We start from the raw sequence: 10,677 nt of genomic DNA, 5'->3' as shown, positions 1-10,677 counted from the left end.
CGCATCGTCACCGTGGTCGACATGCGCGCCCGGCTCGGCCTGCCCAGGCCCGAGGACGGCAAGCCGCCGATGGCGGTCGGCGTCGACCTGCGCGGTGAATCCTACGGCCTGCTGATCGACCAGATCGGCGAGGTGCTGCGGCTTGCCGAAGACAACATGGAAGAAAACCCCGTCAACCTCGATCCCCGCATGGCCAAGCTCGCCGGCGGCGTCCACCGCCTCGACGGACAGCTCATGGTCGTCCTCGACGTCGATCGCGTCCTCGAATTGAAGACCGAAGTGCAAATGGCTGCGTGAGCCCCAAAAACATCGAAGCGGAGAACCAAATGAAAACGTGTTTGGTGGTCGATGATTCCAGCGTCGTGCGCAAGATCGCGCGCCGGATCCTGGAAGGCCTGGAATTCGAAGTCACCGAGGCCGAGGACGGCTCGAAAGCGCTCGAGATCTGCCAGCGGAAGCTGCCCGACGCAGTGCTGCTCGATTGGAACATGCCGGTGATGGACGGCTTCGAGTTCATGGGCCACATGCGCCGCCTGCCCGGCGGCGAGGAGCCCAAGGTGGTGTTCTGCACCACCGAAAACAACGTGGCTCATATCGCTCAGGCGCTCAGCGGCGGCGCCAACGAGTACATCATGAAGCCCTTCGACAAAGACATCATCGCCGACAAATTCGCTGAAGTCGGCTTGATCCCGGTCGGACAAGTCATGGTCTGAGTTATCTGGAGGAGTGTTCCAGCCAGAGTGTTCCCAGTACAGCTTCCGAGAGGCTATCCGTGACCGCGACCGAATATGAGTATCTGCGTAAGTTCCTGAGGGATCATTCCGGGCTCGATCTGTCCGCAGACAAGCAATATCTGATTGAAAGCCGGCTGCTGCCGCTCGCCCGCAAGGGCGGGCTCTCCGGCATCGGCGAGCTCGTGCAAAAGCTGCAAGGCGCAGGCGCGAGCGCGCTCGTCACCAGCGTGGTCGAGGCGATGACGACCAACGAGACCTTCTTCTTCCGCGACAAGGTCCCGTTCGATCATTTCCGCGACACCATCATGCCCGAAGTGATCAAGGCCCGCGCCGGCCGCCGTAGCGTGCGGATCTGGTGCGCTGCCGGCTCGACCGGACAGGAGCCGTATTCGCTGGCGATGAGCTTGAAAGAGATGGGTGCGGCCCTGACCGGCTGGCGCGTCGAGATCATCGCGACCGACCTGTCGCAGGAAGTGCTCGAGAAGGCCAAGGCTGGCATCTACAGCCAGTTCGAAGTGCAGCGCGGTCTGCCAATCCAGATGCTGATGAAATATTTCAGGCAGACCGGCGAGACCTGGCAGATCAATCCGGAGCTGCGGGCGATGATCCAGCACCGGCAGCTCAATCTGCTGCACGATTTCGCCCAGCTCGGCACCTTCGACGTCATCTTCTGCCGCAACGTGCTGATCTATTTCGACCAGGACACCAAGATCAACATCTTCAACCGTCTGGCGCGCCAGATCGAGGGAGACGGATTCCTGGTGCTGGGCGCGGCCGAAACCGTGGTCGGACTGACCGACACGTTCAAGCCGATTCCGGAGCGGCGCGGTCTCTACAAGCCGAACGATCCGCGTGCCGCAGCTGCCAAGCCGGCTTTCGCCGGCGCCGCGCCGCGCGTGGCTGTGATGGCGGGACGATAAGCATGTCCGAGGATGGAAAGGGTCTGGAGCGGGTGACGTTCAGTCGCGGCTACGATGTCTGCATCATGGCCATCGACGGCACCTGGCGCCGCGACTGCAAGCTCAACGCGATCTCCGACACTGACGCCATCCTCACGGTGGAAGGCTCGATTCAGGGCCTGAACTTGAAAGAGTTCTTCCTGCTGTTGTCGTCGACCGGCCTTGCTTACCGCCGCTGCGAACTGGTGCGCGTCAACGGCCTCGAAATGGACATCCAGTTCCTGCGTGGCAAGAATCGGAAGAAGCGCGCGGCCGGTGGCCGTGACGAGGCGGCGTGATCTTCACGTGCGTCTCGTCGCTGTTTGCCGAGACGTTGGTTCATATTTGCTGAAACATCCGACCGAATTTGCCGCAGCGGCTTTACGTCGCCTAAGCGCGAGCCATGTATCCATGGCCGGTCTCAATCTCAGGATACGGTAATGCCCAGAAGCTCTCTCTCCCCCCTCCCGTCAAACCTGCCCGACGGCACCGAGCGGCGCGCACTTCAGCTCCTGGTGGTCGATGACGACGCCACGCAGCGCAGCCTGATCACGGTCGCCGCCAGACAGGCCGGCCACGAAGTCACCGTGGCGCCGTCCGTGGCGGAAGCGATCGAAAAGCTCCGCGCCGCGCGCTTTGACTGCGTGACGCTCGATCTCGTGCTGGAGGATGGCGACGGCATCGACGTGCTGGGCGAGATGGCAAAGGCAAAATTTGGCGGCGCCGTGATCGTCATCAGCGGCATGGATGGCAAGCGCCGCAGCGCCGCTCGCAGCTTCGCCCGTTCCGTCGGAATCGTGCTCCAGAGCCTGCCCAAGCCGCTGGATCTGGCGGCGTTGCGCATCAGCCTCGCCAATCTCGGCAAGACCGCGATGGGCCTGCCGGCGATCCACACCTGGGGTGGTGTCGCCAGCGACGCGATCGTGGAACGGCACCGCGCCTGAGCCGCGGGCCTGCCATGCAACGAAATGCGGCCGCCGCGCCGCAGCGATCTACACTGTGCTGCTGGCTTCCGACAGGCATTCCACGGCGTGGCCAAGGCCCGCCCGGCAGGCGTCGAGGGCGGCGCTTGCCGTGGCATACCGGGGCGTGACGTCGTCGAGCAGGAAGACATCGGCGGAACCTTCCGGATCACTGCCGTGTTCTTGATCCATGGCTGTGGCGATCCGGCGCATGCTGGTCTCGATCTGCGAGATCAGCAAGCGAAGGTCAGCCGCAATCAGCAGACGGCTCTCGGCTTCGGGCATTGCGACCAGAGGCGGCGTAGCGGCCAAATTTAGCATGGATATTCTCCGTGCTCTGTAATTAGGCGACTTGCCGCTACTTGTGCGTTAAGTCCATGTCCCGTACAAATACGGGTGGGCCGAATCCGCGCCGAACGCCATAACGGTTGGCGCGGACGCGAATCCTTCATGCCAACCGGATGTGGGCACATGGCTGAACAAAGCTCTCGCGGTGAAATCTTCGTGGTCGACGACGACGCTGCCGTTCGTGACACCTTGTCGATGGTGTTGAAGGCCGCGGGCTATGAGGTGATCTGTTTTGCGGACGGCGCAGCATTGCTCTCCGTCGCGCGAAGCCGCACACCGGCGGCGGTCCTGCTGGACGTGCATATTCCCGGCAAGTCGGGCCTCGACATTCTCAACGAGCTGCACGGCGAAGACTATCCGGCACCGATCTTCATGATCTCCGGACAGGGCGACATCGCGATGGCGGTGGGGGCCATCAAGAGCGGCGCGCTCGACTTCATCGAGAAGCCGTTCCGCGGCAGCGAGATCGTCGGCCGGCTCGACGAGGCGATCGGCGCCTATGCACGCAGGCAGTCGGAGAACGCCGCGCCGAAGTTCGGCTCGCTGCATTTCCCCGGACGCGAGCCGTTGACGCGGCGCGAGCGCGAGGTGCTCGAACAGTTCGCCGCCGGCGCCTCCAACAAGGAAGCCGGCCGCACGCTCGGCATCAGCCCGCGCACCATCGAGGACCACCGCGCCAACATCATGAAGAAGCTCGGTGCGCGCAATGCCGCCGATCTGATCCGGATCGTGATGACCGCGGCCCAGCGGGCGTCGTAAGACTGGCTCCGCTTTCGTGCCCCGGACGCAGCGCATCATGCAATGATGCGCTGCTGAGCCGGGGCCCATCTCTCCAATCTCACGGCTGACCTTTCTGGGTCCCGGCTCTGTGTTGCACGTTGCGCCTTGTCCGGGACACGAGATCGCGCCCTACGCTTGCAGCGCCTTGCGAATGATCCGCGCCAGATCCGATTTGCGATATGGCTTCGCCAGCAGCAGAACGCCCGAATCCAGTCGGCCGTGGTGGATGATCGCGTTCTCGGTATAGCCGGACGTGTAGACCACCCGGAGATCGGGACGCGTCCTCTGGAGTTCGTCGGCGAGCTGCCGTCCGTTCATCTTGCCGGGCATGATGACGTCGGTGAACAGCAGGTCGAATGGTTTTCCGGCGGCGACGATTGCAAGCGCCTCCGTGGCGTTCGCCGCCTGCAAGGTGACGTAACCCAGCGAATGCAGCTGCGCCAGCACGTAGTCGCGCACCAGCCGGTCGTCCTCGACCACCAGGATCGTCTCGTGTCCGCCTTCGATCGCCGCCGGTGTCACGCCCTCGCCGACCGCCGTCGGCGTCTTGCCGGGCGGCAGATACATCTTGATCGTGGTGCCGTGGCCTTCCTCGCTGTAGATCTTGATATGGCCCGCGGACTGCTTGATGAAGCCGTAGACCATCGAAAGCCCGAGGCCGGTGCCCTTGCCCGGCCCCTTTGAAGTGAAGAAAGGTTCGAACACCCTGGCCAGCATGTTGGCGGGAATTCCGGTGCCGGTGTCGCTCACTGCGATCAGCACGTAGTGGCCTGGCCTGATATCGTTGACGCTGGCATAGATTTCGTCGAGATAGGCGGCGCCCGTCTCCACGATCAGCTTGCCGCCGAACGGCATGGCGTCGCGGGAGTTGAGCGCGAGGTTGAGGATTGCGGTGGTCAGCTGGTTGGGATCGACGATCGCGACGCAGCTCTCCGCCTCGAACACGGACTCGATCTGGATCTGCTCGCCCAGCGTCGGCCGCAATAGCTTCGCAGTGTCGATCATCAGCGAGTTGACGTCGATCTCGCGCGGCTGGAGCGGCTGCTTGCGTGCAAACGCCAGCAGATGCTGCGTCAGCTCGGCGCCGCGCCAGGCGGCCTCGTCGATCATCTTCGTGATCGCTGCAAGCTCCGGCTCCTTGGCCACCGCTTCGGCCAGGATCCCGATCGTGCCGGTGATGACGGTGAGGATGTTGTTGAAGTCGTGCGCCACGCCGCCGGTGAGCTGGCCGACCGCCTCCATCTTCTCGGCCTGGCGGATGCGGTCCTCGGCCGCGATCTTGTCGGTAAGGTCGCGGTAGAACACGTTGAACAGCAGGCCCTCGCGGCGCTTCAATGCCGTGACGCTCAGCTCGGCCTTGAATTCTTTGCCGTCGCGACGGCGGACCATGAGCTCGCGGCGGCGGTTGAGCGTCCGGCCGTCCTGGGACACGAGAAAACGTGCAAGGCCGACCTTGACCCTCTCGCGTTCACTCTCTGCGACGATGAGGTCGACCGCATTCTTGCCCAGCACGTCGTCGCGCCGCCAGCCGAATAGCTCTTCGGCCCGCGAGCTCCAGTTCAAGATGGTGCTGCGGTCATCGGTCTGGACGAAGGCGTCAAGTGCGGTCTCGACGATGTTGCGCGCGAGCAGCTCGCTTTCGCGTAAGGATTCCTCGGCATGCCTTGCCTCGGTCATGTCACGTCCGACGAAGAAATAGCGCTTGGCCTGGTCGGACCAGTTGCCGAGCCAGGACAACCAGACCTCGCGCCCGTCCTTGTGGATGCAGCGGGTGTCGGCGAGCTTCGGACTGTCGCCGCGCCGCAGTGCGTGCATTTCCTCGCGAGATTGATCGAGGTGCGCTGGGTGAATGAAGTCGACGCCGCTGCGGCCGATCATCTCGTCCGGCGGGTAGCCGAGAACGGCTTGGCTGCTCGGGCTGATCTGCACGATATGGCCGCGCGAATCCATGATCATGATCAGGTCTTGCGACGCATCGAACAGCTGTCGCCGCTCCTCGAGCGTTTGTTGCAGCGCTCGCTCGGTCTGGCGCGCGTCAGTGAGGCGGCGCGCCGAGCCGGAGGCGCCGATGATCTCGCCCAAAGCGCCCCTGATCGGCGACAGGCTCACCGAGATATCGACCGGAGTGCCGTCCTTGCGCAGGCGCACCGTTTCGAAGTGTTCGATGCGTTCGCCCCGCGAAATCCGCCGCAGATAATCCTTGCCCTCTTCGCGGCGATCGGCTGGCAGGAGGATCGAAGTCGGCTGTCCGACCGCTTCCTCGGCCGTATGGCCGTAGAGGCGCTCGGCCGCCGCGTTCCACCCGATGATGGTGCCGTCGAGCGTCTGCATGACGATCGAATCGTCCGAGGATTCGACCGCCGCGCTGAACAGGCGTTCGCGAACGGCGAGCTGGTCGCGCGCGGCCTCCGTGCGCCGGTGCTCCAGAACCTCGTGCTCCAATGCCGATGTCTTCGCGTTCGTTTCTTCGACCATGCGGGCGAAGGCACGCGCCAGCAGGCCGGTCTCGCCTGATGCGTCGATTGGAATATCGGCGGGCTTGCCGCGCCCGATCGCATCGACCGCGGTGGTGAGCCGGCCGATCGGCCGCGTCAGCGACTGCGCCAGCAGCACCGCCAGCACGGCGGCGACCATCACCGCGATGAGGCCGATCGTGATCGTCGTCTTCTCGATGATGACGGCCGGCGCCATGAAGACGGCGTAGGGCACGATGCGGATGATGCCGGCCCACTGACCCTCGGCCAGGATCGCGGGCGCGATCGCGGTGCCGCTCGGCTTGCCGTCGTTTTCCCGCACGACCTGGGTCGCACCCAGGGTCGATCCGGTGACTGAAGAGAAATAGGGGAAGTCGTTCTGCCAGCGCGTCGGAGTCCCCAGTTGCGAGCCGAATTCGCGGGTGCGATCCGGATGCACGAGATAATCGCCGTTGCGGCCGACCACGTAAACCTGCTCCCCGCGCCGGCTCGTTATCCTGATACGGTCGAACACCTGGCGCATGTCGACATTGACGACGACGATGCCGAACAGCCGGTGACCGGACCCGAACAGCGGTGCCGCGACGCGTAGCGTCGGCACATAGGGCATCTGAATTACGCCATCGTCGACATTCAGATCGACCGGAGAGACGTAGACCTGATCCTCCGACAGCTTGATGGCTTCCTGGAAGAAGAAGCGCTCGTCCTTGTTTTGCAGGCCATCGTCGGGGACGATGCGCACCGATCCTGTCGGACCGGATCGGTCGACCCGCAGATATTCGCTGCCGTCGATGTTGATGACGCGAAATTTCGCGTAGGTCGGGTTGGCTCCGACAACGGCCACGAGTTGGGGCAGCAACCGCTCGCGCCAGTTCTTTTCTGACAGGTGGTCAGTTGGATCGACGCCGTTGTTGAAATGCGCGTCGATCATGCCGCGTACCGCGGCACGGGAGCGGAACGTGACGATGTCGGCGCGTGCGCCGTCGGTCTGGACTTCGAGCTGGGAAGCCAGCAGCCGGGATTGTGTCTCGATACGGTCGAGCACGCGCGGCAGGAAGGCCTGCTCCAGGCTGTAATGGCTCAGCCATCCGGCGGCGGAGACCGCAACTGCGACCAGCAGAATCATTGCGATGGCCAGCCGGGTTGCGAGGGTCATGTCGGCCCTCGCGCCACGTCGCGTACGGTCCCGAATGTTCTGCCAGGTTGCAACATGAACCGCTCCGTCATCGGCCGCCGGAGCCGGCATCGGGTTGCGGCACGGCCGTCGATTGCGCTGCCTTCAGGCCGCCGTCGACTGCGGCGAGCAGCGCGTCGGGGCGGAACGGCTTCTGCAGGCCCGCGCCCGCGCCGAGCTTGGTCGCCATCTTGAGAAAATCCGGTTCTGCGAAAGCGCCCGGCGTGATCGAACGGCCGGAAATGACGATGATCGGAATGGTCGGCGCCCGCGCCCGGATGTGGCGCATCGTCTCCAGCCCGTCCATACCGGGCATGAAGATGTCGAGGAACAGCAAGTCGAACTGGCTGGCCGCGAACAGCGCGAGCCCCTTGCGGCCTTCGCCAGCGAGGGTGACGTGATGGCCCGCTCTCTCCAGCAGCAGCCGGATTGTGATTTGCACGGCCGGGTCGTCATCCACGATCAGGATGTTGGCCACGTCAAAAACCTCCGGGTCGGGCAGTGATGTTCCCAGCGACCCAAATCAAAGCTTCAAATACGAAACTGTTGCGCGGATTGTGCCCATGCTGCAAGCACTTCGCGCCCATCCGACGGTTGTAAACGGCGTCTGGATTCGACGGCTGTATATATGCATGATTACGTGCACATGATCAGGGGGCCGTCACACACGGCTAGTCGGTCAGGTACTCCGGATGGTGGCTCCGGATCTTGTCGAGCTCACTGAGCGTACCTGACAGATGTTTGCGCAAATGCTGTTGCGCGGCATCGGCATCGCCAGCCTCGATCGCGCGCGTGATCAGTCTGTGGTGGCGCACGATGTTCTGGGCTTTGCCGGGCGAAGGCAAATGCAGCCGGCGCAGCCGGTCGATATGTCCGCTGCGACTGCGCACCAGCGCCCACAAATCCTGCTTGCCGGCCGCGGCATAAAGCTGCGCGTGAAAAGAGTTGTCGTCGGCCATGAAGGCCTCGAAGTCACCAGCCTTGGCAGATTGTTGTTGCAGCGCAATGGCGTGATCGAGGCGGATCATCAATGCGGCGTCGCTGTTGGCTGCGAGCAGGCGCACGATCTCCAGCTCCAACGCCTGACGCAGGAAATGCGCCTGCTCGGCGCGGTTGATATCGATCCGGCTGACCACGGTGGCGTGCTGCGGAAACACGTCGACCAGGCCTTCTTCCTCGAGCCGCATCAAGGCATCGCGGACAGGCGTCGAGCTGACGCCGAACTGGCCGGCAAGCTCGGCGCGTGACAGCGGCGCGCCCGGCGGTAGCTCCAGGGCGATGATCGCATTGCGCAGCCGCTCGAACACCTGCGGCGCGGCCTGTCGGGCACGATCGAGCCTCGATGCCGTTTTTGCGGGTGCGCGCGGCGCGGTATGGGCTGCTTCCATGTCGGGTCCCGCTTGCCTTTGATGCACTAATATATTAGTGCATCAGCAGGGTCAACGCAGCGCGACGCTTACCCGGAGGAAACACACAACAATGATCAAGCATCTCCGCAGCCAATTGGCGGCCGCCACCCTAATCGCCGCAACCGCTCTCTCGGTATCCACGGCGCAGGCGCAGCAGAAGTCCGAGATCTCGCTGTCGCGCCAGCCCGGCATTTTCTACATGCCGAGCCACATCATGGAAAAGCAGAAGCTGATCGAGAAGCACGCAGCTCAGCTCGGCGTAGCAGGCGTCACCACCAAATGGGTCACCTTCTCCGGGGGCGGTGCGCAGACCGACGCGCTGCTCGCGGGCGGCGTCGATATTCTCAACACCGGTACAGGCAATCTTTTGTTGCTGTGGGACCGCACGCGCGGTGGCGTCAAGGGCATCGTCGCGACCTCGGCGCAGCCGATGACGCTGATCAGCCGCGACGCCAACATCAAGTCGATCAAGGATTTCGGCCCGAGCGACAAGATCGCCGTGCCGACCGTGAAAGTCTCGACCCAGGCGATCGTATTGCAGATCGCCGCCGCCGAGGCTTTCGGCGCCGACCAATGGTCGAAGCTGGACGTCAACACGGTGCAGCTCGGCCACCCGGACGCCTATGCGGCGCTGTCCAATTCCAAGCACGAGGTACACACCCACTTCTCGATCCCGCCCTTCACCTTCCTTGAGCTGAAGAACGTGCCGGGCGCGCATGTCGTGCTGAGCTCGCCTGACGTGATGGGCGGCCCGCTGAGCCAGGCGCAGTTCTTCACCACGACGAAGTTCGCCGATGCCAATCCGAAAATCATCCAGGCCGTGCGCGACGCCACCAAGGAAGCGCAAGATCTGATCCGCAGCGACACCAGGCAGGCGGTCGAGATCTACAAGGAGATCACCGGCGACAAGACCTCGGTGGAAGAGCTGCTCGATCTTCTGAAGGAGCCCGGGATGATGGAGTGGAATCTCGAGCCGCAGGGCACGATGAAATTCGCCGCCCATCTGTTCAAGACCGGCACGCTGAAGACCCAGCCCAAGGCCTGGACCGACTACTATCTCCCCGTCGCGCACGATCTGAAGGGTAACTGATGGCGCTGCTCGACGTCAGCTCCGTGACGCTGCGTTACAAGACCTCCAGCGCAATCGTCACGGCCACCGAAAGGGTGAGTTTCACCGTCGACAAGTCCGATCGCTTCGTGCTGCTCGGGCCGTCCGGCTGCGGCAAATCGACCCTGCTCAAGGCCGTCGGTGGCTACATGGCGCCGAGCGAAGGCCGCATGACCATCAACGACCGCGAAATCCGCGGCCCTGGCGCCGATCGCATGATGATCTTCCAGGAGTTCGACCAGCTCCTGCCCTGGAAGAGCGTGCTCGCCAACGTGATGTTCCCGCTGCTGACCGCGCGAAAACTATCGCGCAAGGACGCCGAAGCGCGGGCGCGGGCCTATATCGAGAAGGTCGGGCTGACACGCGTGGTCGATGCCTATCCGCACACGCTGTCCGGCGGCATGAAGCAGCGCGTTGCGATCGCGCGCGGCATGGCGATGGAGCCGGACATCCTGCTGATGGACGAGCCATTCGCCGCGCTTGATGCGCTGACGCGGCGAACTTGCCAGGACGAGCTGCTTCAGCTCTGGAGCGAGACCAAATTCACCGTGCTGTTCGTGACGCATTCGATCGCGGAAGCGATCCGCATCGGCAACCGCATCCTGCTGTTGTCGCCGCATCCCGGCCGCGTCAAGGCCGAGGTGGTCGACGTCGACAAGGTCTCCAATGACGATGGCAGCGCCGGCCGGCTGGAAAAGGAGATCCACGATCTCCTGTTCGCCGCCGAAGCAACGGCGCATTGAGGGAAGC

The 10,677-nt window shown here is 63.7% G+C and carries 12 protein-coding genes; 8 read left to right on the top strand and 4 right to left on the bottom strand.

Features of this window, described 5'->3' with window-relative positions:
* The 5 genes from ABIB00_RS03605 to ABIB00_RS03585 form a co-directional block, all read left to right on the top strand.
* A partial coding sequence (locus ABIB00_RS03605; RefSeq protein WP_354103394.1) for a chemotaxis protein CheW occupies nt 1–297 on the top strand: 297 nt, incomplete at its 5' end.
* Nucleotides 298–326: 29 nt separating this feature from the next.
* Nucleotides 327–713: a response regulator gene (locus ABIB00_RS03600; protein ID WP_247345208.1), complete on the top strand. Its 387-nt coding sequence runs from the start codon at nt 327–329 to the stop codon at nt 711–713.
* Between the two features lie 59 nt (nt 714–772).
* A complete protein-coding gene (locus ABIB00_RS03595; RefSeq protein WP_247345203.1) occupies nt 773–1,654 on the top strand; it encodes a CheR family methyltransferase in 882 nt (293 codons plus the stop codon).
* Between the two features lie 2 nt (nt 1,655–1,656).
* Nucleotides 1,657–1,971 (top strand): PilZ domain-containing protein, encoded by a 315-nt coding sequence (locus ABIB00_RS03590; protein ID WP_247345200.1) that lies wholly within the window; start codon nt 1,657–1,659, stop codon nt 1,969–1,971.
* Between the two features lie 141 nt (nt 1,972–2,112).
* Nucleotides 2,113–2,616 carry a response regulator gene (locus ABIB00_RS03585; protein WP_247345197.1) on the top strand — a complete coding sequence of 168 codons (504 nt, stop codon included), beginning with the start codon at nt 2,113–2,115 and terminating at the stop codon, nt 2,614–2,616.
* A gap of 48 nt (nt 2,617–2,664) precedes the next feature.
* Here ABIB00_RS03585 and ABIB00_RS03580 read toward each other — a convergent pair whose 3' ends face one another.
* Nucleotides 2,665–2,955 carry a hypothetical protein gene (locus ABIB00_RS03580; protein ID WP_354103393.1) on the bottom strand — a complete coding sequence of 97 codons (291 nt, stop codon included), beginning with the start codon at nt 2,953–2,955 and terminating at the stop codon, nt 2,665–2,667.
* Between the two features lie 150 nt (nt 2,956–3,105).
* On the opposite strand from ABIB00_RS03580, the gene ABIB00_RS03575 reads away from it, so the two are divergent.
* Nucleotides 3,106–3,741: a response regulator transcription factor gene (locus tag ABIB00_RS03575; RefSeq protein ID WP_007604420.1), complete on the top strand. Its 636-nt coding sequence runs from the start codon at nt 3,106–3,108 to the stop codon at nt 3,739–3,741.
* A 150-nt stretch (nt 3,742–3,891) separates the two neighbouring features.
* Here ABIB00_RS03575 and ABIB00_RS03570 read toward each other — a convergent pair whose 3' ends face one another.
* From ABIB00_RS03570 to ABIB00_RS03560, 3 genes are all read right to left on the bottom strand, one after another.
* Nucleotides 3,892–7,392 (bottom strand): PAS domain S-box protein, encoded by a 3,501-nt coding sequence (locus ABIB00_RS03570; RefSeq protein WP_354103392.1) that lies wholly within the window; start codon nt 7,390–7,392, stop codon nt 3,892–3,894.
* A 67-nt stretch (nt 7,393–7,459) separates the two neighbouring features.
* Entirely contained in the window at nt 7,460–7,888 is a 429-nt protein-coding gene (locus tag ABIB00_RS03565; protein WP_354103391.1) for a response regulator, read from the bottom strand.
* Nucleotides 7,889–8,081: 193 nt separating this feature from the next.
* On the bottom strand, nt 8,082–8,798 hold the full coding sequence (locus ABIB00_RS03560) for a GntR family transcriptional regulator (RefSeq protein WP_354103390.1): 717 nt from the start codon (nt 8,796–8,798) through the stop codon (nt 8,082–8,084).
* A 91-nt stretch (nt 8,799–8,889) separates the two neighbouring features.
* Between ABIB00_RS03560 and ABIB00_RS03555 the strand changes: the two genes are divergently transcribed.
* Together ABIB00_RS03555 and ABIB00_RS03550 are read left to right on the top strand one after the other, a co-directional pair.
* Nucleotides 8,890–9,909, top strand: coding sequence for an ABC transporter substrate-binding protein (locus ABIB00_RS03555; RefSeq protein ID WP_354103389.1), 1,020 nt, complete (start codon nt 8,890–8,892; stop codon nt 9,907–9,909).
* Nucleotides 9,909–10,670 carry an ABC transporter ATP-binding protein gene (locus ABIB00_RS03550; protein ID WP_354103388.1) on the top strand — a complete coding sequence of 254 codons (762 nt, stop codon included), beginning with the start codon at nt 9,909–9,911 and terminating at the stop codon, nt 10,668–10,670. The genes ABIB00_RS03555 and ABIB00_RS03550 overlap by 1 nt, the downstream gene beginning before the upstream one ends.
* The last annotated feature ends 7 nt before the right edge of the window (nt 10,671–10,677 follow it).

The organism is Bradyrhizobium sp. LB14.3 (assembly GCF_040547985.1).
In the GTDB taxonomy this organism is placed as follows: Bacteria; Pseudomonadota; Alphaproteobacteria; order Rhizobiales; family Xanthobacteraceae; genus Bradyrhizobium.
Note: the sequence above shows the minus strand (reverse complement) of the source record. Positions and strands in the feature narration are given on the sequence as shown.

What these genes read in the sequence shown, in the direction of transcription:
- ABIB00_RS03590 (WP_247345200.1), top strand. Translation starts at nt 1,657, where the DNA reads ATGTCCGAGGATGGAAAGGGTCTGGAGCGGGTGACGTTCAGTCGCGGC.
- ABIB00_RS03570 (WP_354103392.1), bottom strand. Translation starts at nt 7,392, where the DNA reads ATGACCCTCGCAACCCGGCTGGCCATCGCAATGATTCTGCTGGTCGCA.
- ABIB00_RS03580 (WP_354103393.1), bottom strand. Translation starts at nt 2,955, where the DNA reads ATGCTAAATTTGGCCGCTACGCCGCCTCTGGTCGCAATGCCCGAAGCC.
- ABIB00_RS03560 (WP_354103390.1), bottom strand. Translation starts at nt 8,798, where the DNA reads ATGGAAGCAGCCCATACCGCGCCGCGCGCACCCGCAAAAACGGCATCG.
- ABIB00_RS03600 (WP_247345208.1), top strand. Translation starts at nt 327, where the DNA reads ATGAAAACGTGTTTGGTGGTCGATGATTCCAGCGTCGTGCGCAAGATC.
- ABIB00_RS03555 (WP_354103389.1), top strand. Translation starts at nt 8,890, where the DNA reads ATGATCAAGCATCTCCGCAGCCAATTGGCGGCCGCCACCCTAATCGCC.
- ABIB00_RS03585 (WP_247345197.1), top strand. Translation starts at nt 2,113, where the DNA reads ATGCCCAGAAGCTCTCTCTCCCCCCTCCCGTCAAACCTGCCCGACGGC.
- ABIB00_RS03550 (WP_354103388.1), top strand. Translation starts at nt 9,909, where the DNA reads ATGGCGCTGCTCGACGTCAGCTCCGTGACGCTGCGTTACAAGACCTCC.
- ABIB00_RS03575 (WP_007604420.1), top strand. Translation starts at nt 3,106, where the DNA reads ATGGCTGAACAAAGCTCTCGCGGTGAAATCTTCGTGGTCGACGACGAC.